The organism is Mycolicibacterium arseniciresistens (assembly GCF_030519285.1).
In the GTDB taxonomy this organism is placed as follows: Bacteria; Actinomycetota; Actinomycetes; order Mycobacteriales; family Mycobacteriaceae; genus Mycobacterium; species Mycobacterium arseniciresistens.
Window position 1 is genome coordinate 1 of the sequence record NZ_JAUMSQ010000185.1, and the last position, 18392, is coordinate 18392.

Annotated in this window: 20 protein-coding genes; 5 read left to right on the plus strand and 15 right to left on the minus strand. The window is 70.4% G+C overall.

Translation table 11 applies throughout. The features are described 5' to 3' along the window. Positions 1 to 97: 97 nt before the first annotated feature. From lgt to Q2100_RS20780, 6 genes are all read right to left on the minus strand, one after another. On the minus strand, positions 98 to 3271 hold the full coding sequence (gene lgt, locus Q2100_RS20755) for a prolipoprotein diacylglyceryl transferase (RefSeq protein WP_302915581.1): 3174 nt from the start codon (positions 3269 to 3271) through the stop codon (positions 98 to 100). After that, a complete protein-coding gene (gene trpA / locus Q2100_RS20760) occupies positions 3268 to 4056 on the minus strand; it encodes a tryptophan synthase subunit alpha (protein WP_269894376.1) in 789 nt (262 codons plus the stop codon). Before trpA ends, lgt begins: the two co-directional genes overlap by 4 nt. Continuing rightward, complete coding sequence (gene trpB / locus Q2100_RS20765; protein ID WP_264013536.1) at positions 4053 to 5315, minus strand: tryptophan synthase subunit beta; 1263 nt, start codon at positions 5313 to 5315, stop codon at positions 4053 to 4055. Before trpB ends, trpA begins: the two co-directional genes overlap by 4 nt. 3 nt (positions 5316 to 5318) lie before the next feature. After that, positions 5319 to 6137, minus strand: coding sequence for an indole-3-glycerol phosphate synthase TrpC (trpC, locus tag Q2100_RS20770; RefSeq protein WP_302915582.1), 819 nt, complete (start codon positions 6135 to 6137; stop codon positions 5319 to 5321). A gap of 83 nt (positions 6138 to 6220) precedes the next feature. Next, positions 6221 to 6832 (minus strand): TIGR02234 family membrane protein, encoded by a 612-nt coding sequence (locus Q2100_RS20775; RefSeq protein ID WP_302915583.1) that lies wholly within the window; start codon positions 6830 to 6832, stop codon positions 6221 to 6223. Further along, a complete protein-coding gene (locus Q2100_RS20780; protein ID WP_302915584.1) occupies positions 6829 to 8364 on the minus strand; it encodes an anthranilate synthase component I in 1536 nt (511 codons plus the stop codon). Before Q2100_RS20780 ends, Q2100_RS20775 begins: the two co-directional genes overlap by 4 nt. Positions 8365 to 8425: 61 nt before the next feature. Between Q2100_RS20780 and Q2100_RS20785 the strand changes: the two genes are divergently transcribed. Genes Q2100_RS20785 through Q2100_RS20795 form a run of 3 tightly spaced genes read left to right on the plus strand, consistent with a single transcriptional unit; the run spans position 8426 to position 10620 of the window. Further along, positions 8426 to 8890 (plus strand): peroxiredoxin, encoded by a 465-nt coding sequence (locus Q2100_RS20785; protein ID WP_302915585.1) that lies wholly within the window; start codon positions 8426 to 8428, stop codon positions 8888 to 8890. A 16-nt stretch (positions 8891 to 8906) separates the two neighbouring features. After that, positions 8907 to 9704 (plus strand): ABC transporter ATP-binding protein, encoded by a 798-nt coding sequence (locus Q2100_RS20790; RefSeq protein ID WP_302915586.1) that lies wholly within the window; start codon positions 8907 to 8909, stop codon positions 9702 to 9704. Positions 9705 to 9723: 19 nt separating this feature from the next. Then, positions 9724 to 10620: an aminoglycoside phosphotransferase family protein gene (locus tag Q2100_RS20795; protein ID WP_302915587.1), complete on the plus strand. Its 897-nt coding sequence runs from the start codon at positions 9724 to 9726 to the stop codon at positions 10618 to 10620. Between the two features lie 10 nt (positions 10621 to 10630). On the opposite strand, the gene hisI is transcribed toward Q2100_RS20795, so the two are convergent. The 8 genes from hisI to hisD are packed head-to-tail and all read right to left on the minus strand — an operon-like array spanning position 10631 to position 17124. Beyond that, a complete protein-coding gene (gene hisI / locus Q2100_RS20800; RefSeq protein WP_302915588.1) occupies positions 10631 to 10987 on the minus strand; it encodes a phosphoribosyl-AMP cyclohydrolase in 357 nt (118 codons plus the stop codon). 28 nt (positions 10988 to 11015) lie between these two features. Further along, positions 11016 to 11801, minus strand: a complete 786-nt coding sequence (hisF, locus tag Q2100_RS20805; RefSeq protein ID WP_264013528.1) for an imidazole glycerol phosphate synthase subunit HisF — start codon at positions 11799 to 11801, stop codon at positions 11016 to 11018. Continuing rightward, positions 11798 to 12616: an inositol monophosphatase family protein gene (locus Q2100_RS20810; protein ID WP_302915589.1), complete on the minus strand. Its 819-nt coding sequence runs from the start codon at positions 12614 to 12616 to the stop codon at positions 11798 to 11800. The genes hisF and Q2100_RS20810 overlap by 4 nt, the downstream gene beginning before the upstream one ends. A 6-nt stretch (positions 12617 to 12622) precedes the next feature. Continuing rightward, positions 12623 to 13369 carry a bifunctional 1-(5-phosphoribosyl)-5-((5-phosphoribosylamino)methylideneamino)imidazole-4-carboxamide isomerase/phosphoribosylanthranilate isomerase PriA gene (gene priA / locus Q2100_RS20815; protein ID WP_264013526.1) on the minus strand — a complete coding sequence of 249 codons (747 nt, stop codon included), beginning with the start codon at positions 13367 to 13369 and terminating at the stop codon, positions 12623 to 12625. An 11-nt stretch (positions 13370 to 13380) separates the two neighbouring features. Continuing rightward, positions 13381 to 14001 carry an imidazole glycerol phosphate synthase subunit HisH gene (gene hisH, locus Q2100_RS20820; protein WP_302915590.1) on the minus strand — a complete coding sequence of 207 codons (621 nt, stop codon included), beginning with the start codon at positions 13999 to 14001 and terminating at the stop codon, positions 13381 to 13383. Continuing rightward, on the minus strand, positions 13998 to 14624 hold the full coding sequence (gene hisB, locus Q2100_RS20825) for an imidazoleglycerol-phosphate dehydratase HisB (RefSeq protein ID WP_264013524.1): 627 nt from the start codon (positions 14622 to 14624) through the stop codon (positions 13998 to 14000). Before hisB ends, hisH begins: the two co-directional genes overlap by 4 nt. After that, positions 14621 to 15754: a histidinol-phosphate transaminase gene (locus Q2100_RS20830; protein WP_302915591.1), complete on the minus strand. Its 1134-nt coding sequence runs from the start codon at positions 15752 to 15754 to the stop codon at positions 14621 to 14623. Before Q2100_RS20830 ends, hisB begins: the two co-directional genes overlap by 4 nt. After that, entirely contained in the window at positions 15751 to 17124 is a 1374-nt protein-coding gene (gene hisD, locus Q2100_RS20835) for a histidinol dehydrogenase (RefSeq protein ID WP_407667667.1), read from the minus strand. The genes Q2100_RS20830 and hisD overlap by 4 nt, the downstream gene beginning before the upstream one ends. A gap of 35 nt (positions 17125 to 17159) precedes the next feature. Between hisD and Q2100_RS20840 the strand changes: the two genes are divergently transcribed. Further along, on the plus strand, positions 17160 to 17543 hold the full coding sequence (locus Q2100_RS20840) for a nitroreductase family deazaflavin-dependent oxidoreductase (RefSeq protein WP_302915592.1): 384 nt from the start codon (positions 17160 to 17162) through the stop codon (positions 17541 to 17543). 12 nt (positions 17544 to 17555) lie between these two features. Next, the gene (locus Q2100_RS20845) at positions 17556 to 18197 is read left to right on the plus strand and encodes a LysE family transporter (RefSeq protein ID WP_302915593.1); all 642 of its coding nucleotides are present in this window, start codon (positions 17556 to 17558) and stop codon (positions 18195 to 18197) included. Here the strand turns inward: Q2100_RS20845 and Q2100_RS20850 are convergent. After that, on the minus strand, positions 18162 to 18392 hold a 231-nt coding region (locus tag Q2100_RS20850; RefSeq protein ID WP_302915594.1), incomplete at its 5' end, for a CGNR zinc finger domain-containing protein. The two genes, Q2100_RS20845 and Q2100_RS20850, sit on opposite strands and share 36 nt — an antisense overlap.

The following is an 18392-nucleotide window of genomic DNA, read 5'->3' on the forward strand; positions in this document are numbered from 1 at the left end:
CTCATCGAAACTCGCCTGCGCTGGATCGAACATACATTCGATTATGGCAGAGGGGTACGACACGCGAAAGCAACGAAAAGCGGTTGTGGATAACCGATCAGCGGTTGCGTCGCCACCAGCGGCGCCGCGGCGTCGAAGGCGGCGGAGCGACCTGGATCTCGTACTTCGCCGCCTCTGCCTCATCGACACCGGCGACTGCACTGTCGTGGGCTTCCTCTGCCGCGGCCTCGGCCTCTACTGCGTCCTCACCCTCGACTGAACCCAACCCGCCCACGTCGGCGCTCTCGGAGTCCGCCACCGAAGTACCAGTGGCGGGCCCTTCGCCGGCAGCGGTGGCCAGGTCATCGGCTTCGACAGCGGGCTTGTCCCCGACCGGTTGGGCGTCGTCGTCGACAGGCTCTGCGACCTCGGTGGCCGCTTCGTCGCCGATGCCGGCCTGCTCATCGACGGCAAGATCATCGACTTCTGCAGCCGCCGTGGCGTTCTCCCCCACCGGCTGCTCATCGTCGGCCTCGACGGCATCGACGTCGGCCGACTCCGCCTCATCAGTGACAGCATCGGCTTCGGCTACCTCGGCCTCAACCGCCTCAGCCTCATCGACACCCTCGACCGCCGCCTCATGCACCTCTGCAGCAGCGGCCTCAGCCTCGACCGCATCCTCACCCTCAACCGAACCCACACCACCGACAGCGTCGGCGGATTCGGCGGGCTGCTCGTCGGCGACAGGGTCGACTTCGGCTACCTCGGGCTCGGCCGACTCAGCCTCGACCGCATCCTCACCCTCGACCGAACCCACACCACCGACGTCGGCAGCAGTTTCGGCCGGCTGCTCGTCGACGACAGCATCGGCCTCGGCTACCTCGGCCCCAACCGCCTCAGCCTCATCGACGCCCTCGACCGCCGCCTCATGCACCTCTGCAGCAGCCGCCTCAGCCTCGACCGCATCCTCACCCTCGACCGAACCCACACCACCGACGTCGGCAGCAGTTTCGGCCGGCTGCTCGTCGACGACAGCATCGGCCTCGGCTACCTCGGCCCCAACCGCCTCAGCCTCATCGACGCCCTCGACCGCCGCCTCATGCACCTCTGCAGCAGCCGCCTCAGCCTCGACCGCATCCTCACCCTCGACCGAACCCACACCACCGACGTCGGCAGCAGTTTCGGCCGGCTGCTCGTCGACGACAGCATCGGCCTCGGCTACCTCGGCCCCAACCGCCTCAGCCTCATCGACGCCCTCGACCGCCGCCTCATGCACCTCTGCAGCAGCCGCCTCAGCCTCGACCGCATCCTCACCCTCGACCGAACCCACACCACCGACGTCGGCAGCAGTTTCGGCCGGCTGCTCGTCGACGACAGCATCGGCCTCGGCTACCTCGGCCCCAACCGCCTCAGCCTCATCGACGCCCTCGACCGCCGCCTCATGCACCTCTGCAGCAGCGGCCTCAGCCTCGACCGCATCCTCACCCTCAACCGAACCCACACCACCGACAGCGTCGGCGGATTCGGCGGGCTGCTCGTCGGCGACAGGGTCGACTTCGGCTACCTCGGGCTCGGCCGACTCAGCCTCGACCGCATCCTCACCCTCGACCGAACCCACACCACCAACAGCGTCGGCGGATTCGGCGGCTTGCTCGTCGACGGCAGCGTCGGCGGATCCGGCCGGCTGATCGTCGACGGCAGCGTCGGCCTCGGCTACCTCGGCCTCATCGACATCGTCGGCGGATTCGGCGGCTTGCTCGTCGGCGACAGCATCGGCTTCGGCTACCTCGGCCTCGGCCGACTCAGCCTCGTCGGGGACACTATCGGCCTCGGCGACCTCTGCCTCAACCGCCTCAGCCTCATCGACACCCTCGACCGCCGCCTCATGCACCTCTGCAGCAGCGGCCTCAGCCTCGACGGCATCCTCACCCTCAACCGAACCCACACCACCGACGGCGTCTGCAGTCTCAGCCTCGGAGTCGGACTTGATGCTCGCAAGCGCCGCCTCGTGGGCTTCCTCGGCGGCCTTCTCGGCCTCGGCGGGATCGTCACCCTCGACCGCACCGAGACCCGTCTCGTCAGCTTCTTCACCCGCAACGGCGAACTCGTCGGCTTCAGCGATCTCCTCAGCCGGCGCCTCCTCGACGTCGGCAGTCAACGCCTCCGCCTCGAGCACCGCCTCCGCCTCGCCGGTCTCACCATCGGCTTCATCACCGGCCGCCGCAAATTCGTCGGCCTCGGCGATCTCCTCAGCCGGCGCCTCCTCGACGTCCACCGCCAACGCATCCGCCTCCAGCGCTGCCTCCGACGGCGAATCACGGCCTTCGGCACCGTCCGACTCGTCCTCGCGGCCCGCGACTTTCGCCGCGGCCACCACGGCGCCCGCGGCCGCGGACGTCCCGGCGACCACCTTGACGAGCTCTTCGACGTCGGATTCCTCGTCGTCCGTCTTCCCTCGCAGCGTCGCCGGATCCTCCCGGCCGCGTGGCGCAGCCATGATGTAGATGACCGCCCCGATGAAGACGAATCCCGACGTGAACGAGTTGACCCGGATACCGGCGAACTCCGTGGCGAAGTCGCTGCGCAGCAGCTCGATCCAGAACCGGCCGAGGCAGTATCCGGCGACGTACAACGCGAACAGCCGACCGTGACCGATCTTGAACCGGCGGTCGATCACGATGAGCAACGTGAAGATCAGCAGGTTCCACAGCAGCTCGTACAGGAAGGTCGGGTGGACGATCTGCACCAGCGTGCCGTTGGAAACGCCGTTGAGATCGTCGGGCACGCGCTGGTAGATCTCCAGCCCCCACGGCAGCGTGGTCTGCCTGCCGAACAGCTCCTGGTTGAAGTAGTTGCCGAGCCGGCCGATCGCCTGCGCCAGGATGATCCCCGGGGCGACCGCATCACCGAACGCGGGCAACGGGATGCCCCGCAGTCGGCACGCGATCCACGCACCGACACCACCGAGCGCCACGGCGCCCCAGATGCCGAGACCGCCCTCCCAGATGCGCAGGGCTCCAACGAGTCCCACGCCGTACTCACCGAAGTACTTCTCCCAGTCGGTGATCACGTGGTACAGCCGCCCGCCGATCAGCCCGAACGGAACCGCCCACAGCGCGATGTCGTAGATGACGCCGGCCTCACCACCCCGGTTCTGCCACCGCCGGTCGCCGATGATCAGCGCGGCGACGATGCCGACGATGATGCAGAACGCGTAAGCGCGGATGGGAAGCGGGCCGAGATACCACACGCCCCGGGCGGGGCTGGGAATGTAGGCCAACGTCGATGTCACGCGGTGATCCTCTGCCTTACCCCGTCCGCAAGTTCCTCGGTCAGTGCCCGCATCGCGGGGATGCCGTCGGTCAGCGCCGACACCAGGGCCGACCCGACGATCACGCCGTCGGCGTACGCACCGATCTCGGCGGCCTGCTCCCGTGACCGCACGCCCAGACCCACGCCGACGGGAATGTCGGTCACCGCCTTGACCCGCGCGACCAGTTCCGGCGCGAGATTGGACACGGCGTCGCGCGCACCCGTCACGCCCATGGTCGACGCCGCGTAGACGAATCCGCGCGACGCCTCCACCGTCTTCGCCAACCGCTCCTGTGTCGACGACGGCGCGACCAGGAAGATGCGGTCGAGGTCGTGCGACTCAGAGGCCGACATCCACTCGTCGGCCTCATCGGGGATGAGGTCGGGCGTGATCAGCCCGAGCCCACCGGCCGACGCGAGATCGCGGGCGAAGGCGTCGACACCCAACCGCAGCACCGGATTCCAATAGGTCATCACCACGGCGCGGCCACCGGCATTGCTGATCGCCTCGACCGCCGCCAGCGCGTCGCGGACCCGCACCCCGCCCTGCAGCGCGACCTCGGTCGCGGCGGCGATGGTCGGTCCGTCCATTCCGGGATCCGAGTACGGCACGCCGACCTCGATGAGGTCACACCCCGCCTCGACCAGCGCCGTCATCGCCTCGATCGACCCCTGCACGTCCGGGTAACCCGTGGGCAGGTAACCGATCAACGCCGCTCGGCTCTCCGCGCGGCACTGGCCGAACAGCGCATCCAACCGGCTCACGGCGCCGCCTTGTCGAGCAGTCCGAACCACTTCGCCGCCGTCTCGACGTCCTTGTCGCCGCGGCCGGACAGATTGACCAGGATCACCGCTCCGGCGCCGAGTTCGGCGCCCAGCTTCAGCGCACCGGCGATCGCGTGCGCGGACTCGATCGCCGGGATGATGCCCTCGGTCCGGCACAGCAGCGAGAACGCGTCCATCGCCTCGGTGTCGGTGATCGGCCGGTACTCGGCGCGGCCGAGGTCTTTCAGGTAGGCGTGCTCTGGCCCGACACCCGGATAGTCCAGGCCGGCGGAGATGGAATGCGACTCGATGGTCTGCCCGTCGTCGTCCTGCAGCAAATACGAGAACGACCCCTGGAACGCACCCGGCGATCCACCGGTGAAAGTCGCGGCGTGCCTTCCGGTTTCGACGCCGTCGCCGGCGGCCTCGTATCCGACGAGCCGGACGCCGGGGTCGTCGATGAAGGCGTGGAAGATCCCGATCGCGTTGGAACCGCCACCGACGCAGGCGGCGACGGCATCGGGCAACCGTCCGGCCTGGTCCTGGATCTGCACCCGCGCCTCGAGTCCGATGACCCGCTGGAAGTCACGCACCATCGTCGGGAACGGATGGGGGCCCGCAGCCGTGCCGAAGCAGTAGTAGGTGTCGTCGGCGTTGGTGACCCAGTCGCGGAACGCCTCGTTGATGGCGTCCTTCAACGTCTTCGAGCCCGCCTCGACCGAGACCACCTCGGCGCCGAGCAGTCGCATCCTGGCCACGTTCAGCGCCTGCCGGGCGGTGTCGACCGCGCCCATGTAGATCACGCAGTCCAGGCCCAGCAGCGCGCAGGCGGTGGCGGTCGCCACCCCGTGCTGGCCGGCGCCCGTCTCGGCGATGACCCGGTTCTTGCCCATCTGCCGGGCCAGCAGCGCCTGCCCCAGCACATTGTTGATCTTGTGAGATCCCGTGTGGTTGAGGTCTTCCCGCTTCAGGAAGATGCGCGCACCGCCGGCGTGTGTGCTGAGGGCCTCGGCCTCGTACAGCGGCGACGGCCGCCCGCTGTAGTGACGCTGCAGCCGGTCGAGCTCGTCGAGGAACGTCTGGTCGCCGCGCGCCTTCTCGTAGGCGGCGGTGACTTCCTCGATCACCGCCATCAACGCCTCGGGGACGAAACGTCCTCCGTAGGCGCCGAAATGGCCGCGGGCGTCGGGTTCGTGGCCGCTGGGTTCTGCCACGGCCGCGCTGGAACGCGGCAGCTCCGGGCCGGCGAGGTCCGCCACGGGCTAGCGTGCGGGTTTCGGACAGGACGGATGCGTGCCTGCGGTCACCAGATCGGCGACGGCACTACGCGGGTCACCACTGGTGACCAGGCCCTCGCCGACGAGCACCGCGTCGGCGCCCGCACCTGCGTAGGCCAGCAGGTCAGCGGTGCCGCGCACCCCGGACTCGGCGATCCGGATGACGTTCGAGGGCAACCCGGGCGCGATGCGCGCGAAGCAGTCCCGGTCGACCGTCAGCGTCTTGAGGTCGCGCGCGTTGACGCCGATCACCGTGGCGCCGGCCTGCAACGCGCGGCTGGCCTCCTCCTCGGTGTGCACCTCGACCAGAGCCGTCATGCCCAGCGACTCGGTGCGCTCCAGCAGCGACTCCAGCGCGGGCTGCTCCAGCGCGGCGACGATCAGCAGCAGCATGTCGGCGCCGTGCGCCCTGGCCTCGTGGATCTGGTACGGCCGGACGATGAAGTCCTTGCGCAGGACCGGGATCGACACCGCGGCCCGCACGGCGTCGAGGTCGTCGAGCGATCCGTGGAAGCGACGCTGCTCGGTCAGCACACTGATGACGCGTGCCCCGCCCGACTCGTAGGCGCGGGCCAGTTCGGCCGGATCGGCGATCGAGGCGAGCTCCCCACGCGACGGGCTGGCCCGCTTGACCTCGGCGATCACCCCGATGCCGGGTTCGCGCAACGCCGCCATCACGTCGAGCGGGGCCGGCGCACGAGCGGCCCGCTCCTTGATCTCCGCGAGGCTGACGAGGGCTTCCCGTGCGGCGACGTCGGCGCGGACTCCTTCGATGATGGAGTCGAGCACGGTGGCCGAACTCATAGCCCCTCGGTTCCCTTCCGGTACGCCGCCCCCAGCGACGGACGATCTCCACCGAAGGGTAGTCGGCACCCCATGATCCGCTGTCACCGACCCTGGTTGTCGGGACCGGTCGGGTCGCGTCCCTCGTCGAGTGCGTCCCAGATCATCCGTTCCGACATCCCGTCGGGCCCCGAGGCGCCCTCGCCGCCCTCCTGACGGGCTACCGCTTCGCGCCGCGCGGCCGGAGCCGCGTACTTGCCCGGCATCGCGCGTGCCCTGGCGGCCGACCGCATCAGCAACACCGCGCCGACCAGCGCACACACCGCCGCCACCACCGCGATCGCGGCGCCGGTGTGGAACCTCTCGGCACCGGTCAGGTCGGCCACCGGCACCTCCGCCAGGTCGGCGGCGCGCGGACCCACATCGCGCACCACCCACAGGGTGATCGCCAGGTAGGCCATGCCGGCGCTGGCCAGGGCCACCAGCACCGCCAGCAGGCGCAACGGCCAGCCCCGCACCGCCAGTGCGGCGACGGCTGCGGCCAGCACCAGCAGCGCCAGCGGGATCAGCGCCGTCGACCAGGTCGCCCCGGTCAGCGCGGTCGTCCGGGGATGGGTCAGCCCGTCGAACGAGCTGACCTGCACCCACGTCATCCGCGATGCCACCCACAGCGCCCCCGCGGCGAGCACCAGGAGCAACTGCGCGACCCGGATCACGGCGCCGACGATTCGGCTTCGGGTGCGGTCAAGGTCTCCGCGGCGGCGATCGCATTGAGCACCGCGCGCGCCTTGTTCGCCGCCTCGGTGTACTCGTAGGGGCCGTTGGAATCGGCCACGACTCCCCCGCCGGCCTGCACGTAGGCGGTGCCGCTGCGAATCAGCGCCGTGCGGATGGCGATCGCGAAGTCGGCGTTGCCCGCGAAGTCGAGGTAGCCGAGCACGCCGCCGTACAGCCCGCGCCGGGTCTTCTCGACCTCCTCGATCAACTCCATCGCCCGAACCTTCGGAGCGCCGGAGAGCGTGCCCGCGGGGAAGCAGGCCGTCACCGCGTCCAGGGCGGTCCGGCCGTCGGCGAGCCGGCCCTTGACCGTCGAGACCAGGTGCATGACATGGCTGTACCGCTCGATGTGGCTGTAATCCTCGACCCGGACGGTGCCCGGTTCGCACACCCGGCCCAGGTCGTTGCGGCCCAGATCGACCAGCATCAGGTGCTCGGCACGTTCCTTCTCGTCGGCGAGCAGTTCCTTCTCCAGCAGCAGGTCGTCCTCTTCGGTGTCGCCGCGCCACCGGGTCCCGGCGATGGGGTGGGTGGTCACCTTGCGGTCCTTGACGGTGACCAGCGCCTCGGGGCTGGACCCGACGATCGAGAAGTCGAGGCCGCCCGCGTCGTCGGGGACGTTGAGCAGGTACATGTAGGGACTCGGATTGCTCACCCGCAGCATCCGGTACACGTCGAGGGGGTCGGCGTCGGTGTCCATCTCGAACCGCTGCGACGGCACCACCTGGAACGCCTCACCGGCCTCGATGTCGCCGACCAGCCGCTCGACGATGGCCGTGTACTCCTCGACCGTCCGCTGCGCGCGGTGGTTCGGGGCGGGCCGGGTGAACGTCGCCACCGTCGAGTGCAGCGGCTGGCCCAGCGCCTCGGTCATCACGTCGAGTCGCGCCACCGCGTCGTCGTAGGCCCAGTCCACCCGCTCGTCGGTGCCGTTCCAGTTGACCGCGTTGGCGATCAGCGTGATCGTGCCCTCGTGGTGGTCCACCGCGGCGACGTCGGTGGCCAGCAGCAGCAGCATGTCGGGCAGGCCCAGGTCGTCGACCGCCAGTTCCGGAAGCCGCTCCAGCCGGCGCACCATGTCGTAGGCGAAGAAGCCGACCAGCCCGGACGACAGCGGCGGCAGTCCAGGCAGCGCGGCAGTCTCCAACAGCGTCAACGTGTCTCGCAGCGCTTGCAGCGGATCGCCACCGCGCGGCGCGTCCCGCGGCGTCACGCCGAGCCAGACCGCCTCGCCGTCGCGGACCGTCAACGCCGACGGCGCCCCCGCACCGATGAACGACCAGCGCGACCACGAGCGGCCGTTCTCGGCCGATTCCAGCAGGAAGGTCCCCGGCCGGTTCGCGGCGAGTTTGCGGTATGCCGACAGCGGTGTCTCACTGTCGGCCAGGACCTTGCGCGTCACCGGCACCACGCGGTGTTCGGCGGCCAGCGCGCGGAAGTCCGCCCGTGAGGTCGTGACTGTCGTCTGCACGGGTCGATTCTCCCAGACCGGTCGGATCGCACCGACAGTCAGTGCGCGTAGCGTGAGCGCCATGAAACGTGGTGACCAGGTCACAGAGTTCGAACTGCCCGACCAGACCGGCACGGTGCGCAGCCTCACGAGTCTGCTCGCCGACGGTCCGGTCGTGCTGTTCTTCTACCCCGCCGCGATGACACCGGGCTGCACCAAGGAGGCCTGCCACTTCCGCGACCTCGGCGCCGAATTCGCCGCACTGGGCGCGTCGCGGGTCGGGATCAGCACCGACGCGGTGACGAAGCAGGCCAAGTTCGCCGACACCCAGCGCTTCGACTACCCGCTGCTTTCGGACTCCGACGGCGCCGTGGCCAGCGCGTTCGGCGTCAAGCGCGGCCTGCTGGGCAAGTTCATGCCCGTCAAGCGCACCACCTTCGTGATCGACACCGACCGCACCGTGCTCGAGGTGATCTCCAGCGAGATCAACATGGACACTCACGCCGACAAGGCGCTGGAGGTGTTGCGCCAACGGCAGTCCGCGTGACGGGCGGCCCGCAGGCATGACTCCCGTTCTCGAACTCGCCGACGTCACGTTCCGCCGCGACGGCAAGCAGATCATCGACGGCATCTCGCTGACCGTGCACGCGGGCGAGCACTGGGCGCTGCTGGGGCCCAACGGCGCGGGTAAGAGCACACTGCTCAACTTCTGCGCCACGGAGACGTTCCCGAGCTCCGGCACGGTGCACGTGCTGGGCGAGCAGATGGGGCGCACCGAGCTGGCCCGGCTGCGCCGGTCCATCGGTCACGTCAATCCCCGCCACCGCCTTCAGTACCCGTTGACCGTTCGCGACGTCGTCCTGACCGGCATCACCGCCACCATCGACACGCCGAACCACTGGACGCCATCGCCCGGCGAGCAGCGCCGCGCCGACGCCCTGCTCGAGACCGTGGGCCTCACCCGGCTGGCCGACCACGTCTGGCCGACCCTGTCGCAGGGCGAGCGGGGCCGCACTCTCATTGCCCGAGCGCTGATCTCGGACCCCCGCCTGCTGCTGCTCGACGAACCGACCACCGGCCTGGACGTCGCAGCGCGCGAACAACTGCTCGAGACCATCGACTCGCTCGGCGACGCACACCCCGAGGTGGCGTCGATCCTGGTGACCCACCACCTCGAGGAACTGCCCACCACGACCACCCACGCGCTGCTGATCGCCGACGGCCGCACCGTCGCCTCCGGCCCGGCGCGCGACGTCGTCACCACCGACAACGTCACCGCGGCGTTCGACCACCCCGTGCGGGTGACCTACGACGACGGGCGGTGGACCGCCCGCGCCAAGGCGAGCCGCATCGACGTCTGATCACGAGGCGACCGCAGAGATGCATCCGGACCAGCTGACGATCCCGGTCGAGACGGTCCGCGCCCTGGTGGCCGAGCAGTTCCCGCGGTGGCGGCATCTGCGCATCGAACCGGTCGAATCGGGTGGCACCGTCAACGCGCTGTTCCGCCTCGGTGACCGACTCGCCGCCAGGCTGCCCCTCGAGCACGGCGACGTCGCCGCGATACGACAGCGCGTGGAGGCCGAGTCGCTCGCCGCCCGAGAGCTGCTGGGAGTCACCAGGTTCCGCACACCGGAGCCCGTCGCGATAGGCGGTCCCGGCGCGGGATACCCGCTCCCGTGGTCGGTACAGACATGGGTGCCCGGGGCGGTGGCCGCCGGGGACGACACCGCCGCGATGACGGCCCTGGCTGCAGACCTCGCCGAGTTCGTCGACGGCGTGCGGACCATGGACACCAGGGGACGCGCATTCGACGGCCAGGGCCGGGGAGGCGACCTCACGACCCACGACGAATGGATGGCACAGTGCTTCGAACGCAGCGAAGCGCTCCTGGACACGTCGCGACTTCGCCCACTGTGGAACCACTTTCGAGAGTTGCCACGCCACGAGGGCGACGTGATGACGCACGGCGACCTGATTCCCGGCAACATCCTCGTCGACGGCGGACGGCTGGCCGGGGTCATCGACGTCGGTGGACTCGGGCCTGCGGACCCGGCGCTTGACCTGGTGTGCGCCTGGCACCTGTTCGACCGTGCCGCCCGCGCAGTCTTCCGCGCCGCCCTGAGATGTGACGACCTGCAGTGGGAACGCGGCAGAGCATGGGCGTTCGAGCAGGCGATGGGCCTGGTCTGGTACTACGGCGACAGCAACCCCGCGATGAGCGCGACCGGGCGCCGGACGCTCGAACGCATCCTGGCCGACGAAGCAACCGCCTGACCGGCCGGCGCTACTCCTGGTCGGCGGGCCCCAGCAGCAGATCGGCGTCGAAGCACGTGTGGGTACCGGTGTGGCAGGCCGCGCCGACCTGGTCGACCTCCAGCAGCACCGTGTCGCCGTCGCAGTCCAATCGCACCGAGTGCACGTACTGGGTGTGGCCGGACGTCTCGCCCTTCACCCACTGCTGCTGCCGGGACCGCGAAAAGTAGGTCCCCCGGCGGGTTTCCAGCGTGTGCGCCAGGGCCGCGTCGTCCATCCACGCCACCATCAGCACCTCGCCGGTGCCGCGCTGCTGCGCGACGGCGGTGAACAGGCCGTCGGCGTTGCGTTTCAGCCTCGCCGCGATGTCCGGATCGAGTTCAGTCATCGCTGTCCTCGGCTCTTCGCGCAAGCGCTCATCGCACCGTGATCCCTTCCGCCGCCATCGCCGCCTTCACCTGGCCGATGGTCAGCTCGCCGAAGTGGAAGACGCTGGCCGCGAGGACGGCATCGGCGCCCGCCTCGACCGCGGGCGCGAAGTGCCCCAACGCACCCGCGCCGCCGCTGGCGATCACGGGCACCGTCACCGCACCGCGCACCGCACGCAGCATCGGCAGGTCGAACCCCGCCTTAGTGCCGTCGAAGTCCATCGAGTTCAGCAGGATCTCGCCGACCCCGAGTTCCGCACCGCGGGCGGCCCATTCGACCGCGTCGATCCCGGTTCCCCGCCGGCCGCCGTGGGTGGTGACCTCCCAGCCCGACGGCGTCGGCTCCTCGCCGTCCGGCACCGTGCGCGCGTCGACCGACAGCACGATGCACTGTGAGCCGAACTGACGGGCCAGTTCCGCCAGCAGTTCCGGGCGGGCGATCGCGGCAGTGTTCACCGAGACCTTGTCCGCGCCTGCGCGCAGCAGCGAGTCCACATCGGCCACCGATCGCACACCACCGCCCACGGTCAGCGGGATGAACACCTGTTCGGCGGTGCGCCGCACCACCTCCAGCATCGTGGTGCGGCCCGACGACGACGCCGTCACGTCGAGGAAGGTCAGCTCGTCGGCGCCCTCGGCGTCGTAGACGGCCGCCAGCTCTACGGGATCGCCTGCGTCGCGCAGGTTTTCGAAGTTCACGCCCTTGACCACGCGGCCCGCGTCGACATCGAGGCACGGGATGATCCGCACCGCGAGCCCCGCGCCGGCCGTCACCGGTACCCCTGCGGGTCGCCTGCGGACGTCACGATGTCGAGGATCTCACCGTGCACCCCGGGCAGCCCGGCGAGCGCCGAGCGCGAGCGCGGCGTCCATGGCGCCCCCTCGAGGTCGGTGACGACGCCACCGGCCGCGCGAACCAGCGCCACCCCCGCGGCGTGATCCCAGACGTGGTGACCGAAACTGATGGACCCGCCGAGGATTCCCGCGGCGGTGTAGGCGAGGTCGACTCCGGTGGCGCCATGCATGCGCATCCGGGAGCAGTGCCGGCTCAGGCCTTCCAGCACCGTGATGCGGTAGCGGCCCGGGAAGCGGCCTTTGGAGTCGACGTTGAACGTGCCGGTTCCCACCACGGAGTCGCCGAGCGCGGCGGCCTCCAGCGGCTTCTGCGCCACGCCATTGGCGTACAACGGTTCACCGACCACAGCGGTGTACCGCTGCGAGGTGAACGGCAGCCAGGTCAGCCCGGCGACCGGCTCGCCGTCGCGCAGCAGGCCGAGCAGGATCGCCGACGTCGGCAGGCCCGCGGCGTAATTGAAGGTGCCGTCGATCGGGTCGAGCACCCACACCAGCGGAGAGTCGATGTCCGCGCCGCCGTACTCCTCGCCGTGCACCCCGATCCCGGTGGCGGCCTCCAGCTTTTCGACCACCTGCCGTTCGATGGCCAGGTCGACCTCGGTGGCGAAGTCGTTGCCCTTCTTCTGCACCGCCGAATCCGCGCCGTGGCCCTGCACGAACGGCACGGCTGCCTCGTCGAGGATGGCCGCAGCCTCTCTGACCAGACCTTGCAGGTCGGCCTCGCCGAGTGCCATCGAGTGTTACTCGCCCACCGCTGCCAGCGCCTGCGGCAACGTAAAGCGCCCCGCGTACAGCGCCTTGCCGACGATCGCGCCCTCGACCCCGCGGCCGGTGAGGGTGGCGATCGCACGCAGGTCGTCGAGGCTCGACACGCCGCCAGAGGCGATCACGGGCGCGTCGGTGCGATCGGCCACTGCGCCGAGCAGGTCGAGGTTGGGACCGGTGAGCGTGCCGTCCTTGGTGACGTCGGTGACCACATAGCGCGAGCAGCCCTCCCGATCCAGCCGGTCGAGCACCTCCCACAGGTCACCGCCGTCGGTCTCCCAGCCGCGCCCGCGCAGCCGCTGCCTGCCGTCCTCGATGAGCACGTCCAGTCCGACGGCCACCTTGTCGCCGTGCTCGGCGATCGCCTGCGCGCACCACTGCGGGTTCTCCAGGGCCGCGGTGCCGATGTTGACCCGGGCGCACCCGGTGGCCAGCGCCGCACGCAGCGACTCGTCGTCGCGGATGCCGCCGGACAGTTCCACCGCGACGTCGAGGCGGCCCACCACGTCGGCGAGCAGTTCCCGGTTGGAGCCACGGCCGAACGCGGCGTCGAGGTCGACGAGGTGGATCCAGTCGGCGCCGTCACGCTGCCAGCCCATGGCGGCGTCGAGCGCCGAGCCGTACTCGGTTTCGCTGCCCGCCTTGCCCTGTACCAGGCGCACGGCGCGGCCCTCGACCACGTCGACGGCGGGCAGCAGGATCAGCGGGGTGTCGTCAGGCACGGTCGGCAACCTTAGCTCAGCCCGCGGACCCAGTTGTCCAGCAGCGTCGCCCCGGCGTCACCGCTTTTCTCCGGGTGGAACTGGGTCGCCGCCAGGGCCCCGTCCTCGACGGCGGCCAGGAACGGGACGTGGTGGGTGGCCCACGTCAGCTTCGCGGCCGGGTCGCCTTCCCACTGCTGCGCGGCGTAGGAGTGCACGAAATAGAACCGGGTGTCGGGGTCCAGCCCCGCGAACAGCGTGGTGCCCGCAGGCGCGTCCACCGTGTTCCAGCCCATGTGGGGCGTCACCGGGGCGTCGAGGCGGACCACCGAACCCGGCCACTGCCCGCATCCGGCGCTCTCGACCCCGAACTCGACACCGCGGGTGAACAGGATCTGCATGCCCACGCACACTCCGAGCACCGGCCGGCCCGCCGTCACGCGCTCGGCGATGATCTTCTCGCCGCCGATTTCGCGCAGCCCGACCATGCACGCCTCGTACGCACCGACGCCCGGCACCACGAGGCCGTCCGCGTTCAGGGCGGCGTCGGCGTCGGCGGTGACCTCCACGTCCGCCCCTGTGCGTTCCAGCGCACGCTGGGCGGAGCGCAGATTGCCCGAGCCGTAGTCGAGCACGACGACTCTGGCTGTCACAGCGTGCCTTTCGTGGACGGGACGCCGGTCACCCTGGCGTCGTACTCCACGGCCTGGCGCAGCGCCCTGGCCACCGCCTTGTACTGGGCCTCGGTGATGTGGTGCGGGTCGCGGCCGTAGAGCGTGCGGACGTGCAGCGCGATGCGCGCGTTGAACGCCAGCGACTCGAACACGTGCCGGTTGATGACGGTGTGGTACGGCGCGCTCGAGCCGGCGATCGTGAACTCGACCATGAACTCCGGCTCCCCGGTGTGCACGAAGTACGGCCGCCCCGACACGTCCACCGCGGCGTGGGCGAGGGTCTCGTCCATCGGGATGAACGCGTCGCCGAACCGGCGGATGCCCTTCTTGTCCCCCAGCGCCTGGCCGAGGGCCTGGCCGAGCACGATCGCGGTGTCCTCCACCGTGTGGTGCGCCTCGATGTCGACGTCGCCGGTGGCGTGCACGGTGAGGTCGAAGCTGGCGTGGCTGCCCAGCGCGGTCAGCATGTGGTCGAAGAACGGTACGCCGGTGGCGATGTCGACGATGCCGGTGCCGTCGAGGTCGAGTTCGACGACGATGTCGGACTCCTTGGTCTTGCGTTCGACCCGGGCGCGGCGGGTGCCGGCGAGGATGTCGGTCATGATGCTCCTAGGGGCTGGACCAGCTCGGCGGCGGCGAGTTCTGCGCTGGCCGCCAGCAGCGCGTCGTTCTCCTCGGCGAGACCAGTGGTGGCCCGCAGATAACCCGGAATGCCCACGTCGCGCACCAGGATGCCCTCGGCGAGGTAGCGCTGCCAGCTGGCGGGTGCGTCGGCGAACTCACCGAACAGCACGAAGTTCGCGTCGCTGGGGATGACACGGAATCCCATGCCGGACAATGCGGCCGACACCCGTTCGCGCTCGCTGATCAGCGTGGCCACGCTGGCCAGCGTGTCGTCGGCGTGCCGCAGGGCCGCCCGCGCGGCGGCCTGGGTGACCGACGACAGGTGATAGGGCAGCCGCACCAGCAGCATCGCGTCGATCACGGCGGGCGCGGCGATCAGGTAGCCGAGCCGTCCGCCGGCGAACGCGAAGGCCTTACTCATCGTCCGGGTGACGACCAGCCGGTCCGGGTACTCCTCGACCAGTCGCACCGCGCTGGGCTGTGCGGAGAACTCGCCGTATGCCTCGTCGAGGATCAGGATCCCGGCAGGCATCGCGTCGAGGAGCCTGCGCAGGTCGTCGAGCGGAACGCTCTGGCCCGACGGGTTGTTCGGGCTCGCCACGAACACGATGTCGGGCCTGCGCTCGGTGACCGCGGCCACCGCGACGTCCACGTCGAGGCCGAAGTCGTCGGCGCGGACGGCCGCAAACCACTCGGTCTGGGTGCCGTCGGCGATGATGGGGTGCATCGAGTAGGACGGCACGAATCCGATGGCGGAGCGGCCGGGGCCGCCGAAGGCCTGCAGGAGCTGCTGCAGGATCTCATTGGAACCGTTTGCCGCCCAAAGGTTCTCAATACTGACCGGACAACCGGTCCGCAGCCCGACGTAGTCGGCGAGGTCGGTGCGCAGCGCGACGGCGTCGCGGTCCGGATAGCGGTGCAGGTCCGCCGCGGCGGCGGCCACCGACCGGGTGACGTCGTCGACCAGCGCCCGGCTCGGCGGGTGCGGGTTCTCGTTGGTGTTCAGCCGCACCGGCACCGCGAGTTGCGGTGCGCCGTAGGGCGACTTGCCCCGCAGGTCGTCGCGCAGCGGCAGGTCGGCCAGGCCGACGCGTTCTCCGACGGTCATCTCTCGAACCTCCGCCGCACCGCTTCGCCGTGGCCGGGCAGGTCCTCGGCATTGGCCAGGGTGATGACGTATCCCGAGACATCTTTGAGCGCGGCCTCGGTGTAGTCGACGACGTGGATGCCGCGCAGGAACGTCTGCACCGACAGGCCACTGGAGTGCCGCGCGCACCCCGCCGTGGGCAGCACGTGATTGGAGCCCGCGCAGTAGTCGCCGAGGCTGACCGGCGAATAGGGTCCGACGAAGATCGCCCCCGCCGACCGGATCCGCAGCGCCACCTGAGGGGCATCGACGGTCTGGATCTCGAGATGCTCGGCGGCGTAGGCGTTCACGGTGCGCACGCCCGCGTCGAGGTCGTCGACCAGCACGATGGCCGACTGCCTGCCCGCCAGCGCCGTCGTGACCCGCTTCCGGTGCACGGTGGTCCGGAGTTGCTCGGCCAGTTCGCGTTCGGTCGCGTCGGCCAGGGCGACGCTGTCGGTGACCAGCACGCTGGCGGCCATCTCGTCGTGTTCGGCCTGACTGATCAGGTCGGCGGCGACGTGCACGGGGTCGGCGGTGTGGTCGGCCAGGATCGCGATCTCGGTGGGTCCGGCCTCGGCGTCGATGCCGACCTGCGAACGGCAGATGCGCTTGGCGGCGGTGACGTAGATGTTGCCCGGCCCGGTGATCATGTCCACCGCGGCGAGTTCGGCGCCGTCGGTGTCGGCGCCGCCGTAGGCCAGCAGCGCGACGGCCTGGGCACCGCCCACCGCCCACACCTCGTCGACGCCGAGCAGTGCGGCGGCGGCGAGGATCGTCGGGTGCGGCAGCCCGCCGAACGCGGCCTGCGGAGGAGAGGCGATGACGAGGGAATCGACCCCGGCGATCTGGGCGGGCACCACGTTCATCACCACGCTGGACGGGTAGACCGCGTTGCCGCCGGGCACGTACAGCCCGACCCGCTCGACGGGAACCCAGCGCTCGGTGACCGTAGCTCCGGGTCCGAGCGTGGTGGTGGTGTCGGTGCGGCGCTGGTCGGCGTGCACCGCACGGGTCCGTTCGATCGCGACCTCGAGGGCGACCCGCACGTCGGCGGGCAGTGCGTCCAGTGCCGCGCCCAGTTCGGCGACCGGCACTCGCACGGCCGCGGGACGGACGCCGTCGAACGTCTCCCCGTACTCCAGGGCGGCCTCGGCGCCGCGCTCGGCCACCGCGTCGACGATCGGCCGGACCCTGGGCACGACGGACTCCACGTCGACGCCGCCGCGTGGCAGCGCGGCCCGCAGCTGCGCCGCCGTCATGGTGCGGCCGCGCAGATCGGTTCGGGCGATCACCGTTGCCGCGCTGGTGGCGACCTCGGAGCCGGTCGGCGATACATTCACATGGACCATTGTCCCAGAGCTGCACAAATCGATATGGAGGCGTCGTGGCCGACCTGCCCAGGATGTTCCCCGAGTGGCTGGACCGCATCCAGATCAAGTACATGAACCCGGTGATCAGGCCGCTCGCCGGCCGGCTGCCGGGCATCGCGAAGCTGACGCACCGCGGCCGGCGAAGTGGCCGCACCTACCAGACCCCGGTCACGGCCTACCGCAGCGGCGGCGAGGTGGCGATCGTGCTCGGCCACGGCGAAACCGACTGGGTGCGCAATGTGCTCGCCGCCGGTGAGGCCGACCTCCAGCTGTTCCGTGACCGGGTGCACCTCGGCAATCCCCGTGTCGTGCCGCCCGGTTCGACCGTCGCGGCGCTGCCCGGTTTCGCCCGGCGTCAGGCCAAGAATCTCGCGGTGTTCGTGGCGGACGTCACCTGACAGACTGCTGACATGGCTTTCCAGGTCTGGCTGACGTTCCTGGGCGCGGCGGTCCTGATCAGCGTGTCCCCGGGTGCGGGCGCCGTGCAGTGCATGGCGACCGGCCTCACCCACGGCGTGCGGCGCGGGTACTGGTCGATCGCCGGCCTCGAGGTCGGGCTGATGCTGCAGTTGGCGCTGGTGGCGGTCGGACTGGGCGCGGCGGTGGCCAATTCGATACTGGCGTTCCACATCATCAAGTGGATCGGCGTGGCCTACCTGCTGTATCTCGCGGTGCACCAGTGGCGAGCCGCGGCCGTCGACCTGCGCGCCCAGGTGGGAAGGACCGTCGACGGCGGCCGCATCGCCCTGCTGGTGCGCGGTTTCCTGGTCAACGCCACGAACCCCAAGGGTTTGGTGTTCTTCCTCGCGGTGCTGCCGCAGTTCGTGAACCCCACCGCGCCGCTGCTGCCGCAGTACCTGGCGATCGGGGCGACGATGGTCGCGGTCGACCTCGTGGTCATGGGCCTCTACACCGGGCTGGCGGCCCGGCTGATCCGCTGGCTGCACACCCCGCGGCAGCAGACGATCCTCAACCGGTCACTGTCCGGGTTGTTCGCCGCCGCCGCGGTGGTGCTGTCACTGGTCCGCCGCGGCGGGCCCGCGACCGCCTGACCCATCCGGGTGCGCCGACCGGAACCGTGCCGCCTTGGCCTGATTTCCGCAGGTCTGCATGCTGCACCAGCGGCGGCGCCGGCCGCGGGAGCTGTCGACGAAGAACCAGCCGCAGCGGTCGCAGGTCCGCACCGGTCTGGCGTTGGGGCGCAGCACCAGCGCGATCGCGCGCAGCGCGAGAACGGTGAGCGCGCC

Coding starts and splice junctions, on each gene's coding strand:
- hisB (WP_264013524.1), bottom strand. CDS start 14,624: ATGACCGACATCCTCGCCGGCACCCGCCGCGCCCGGGTCGAACGCAAG.
- Q2100_RS20795 (WP_302915587.1), top strand. CDS start 9,724: ATGCATCCGGACCAGCTGACGATCCCGGTCGAGACGGTCCGCGCCCTG.
- Q2100_RS20790 (WP_302915586.1), top strand. CDS start 8,907: ATGACTCCCGTTCTCGAACTCGCCGACGTCACGTTCCGCCGCGACGGC.
- hisI (WP_302915588.1), bottom strand. CDS start 10,987: ATGACTGAACTCGATCCGGACATCGCGGCGAGGCTGAAACGCAACGCC.
- Q2100_RS20830 (WP_302915591.1), bottom strand. CDS start 15,754: ATGACCGTCGGAGAACGCGTCGGCCTGGCCGACCTGCCGCTGCGCGAC.
- Q2100_RS20785 (WP_302915585.1), top strand. CDS start 8,426: ATGAAACGTGGTGACCAGGTCACAGAGTTCGAACTGCCCGACCAGACC.
- Q2100_RS20810 (WP_302915589.1), bottom strand. CDS start 12,616: ATGGCACTCGGCGAGGCCGACCTGCAAGGTCTGGTCAGAGAGGCTGCG.
- hisD (WP_407667667.1), bottom strand. CDS start 17,124: ATGGTCCATGTGAATGTATCGCCGACCGGCTCCGAGGTCGCCACCAGC.
- trpC (WP_302915582.1), bottom strand. CDS start 6,137: ATGAGTTCGGCCACCGTGCTCGACTCCATCATCGAAGGAGTCCGCGCC.
- Q2100_RS20845 (WP_302915593.1), top strand. CDS start 17,556: ATGGCTTTCCAGGTCTGGCTGACGTTCCTGGGCGCGGCGGTCCTGATC.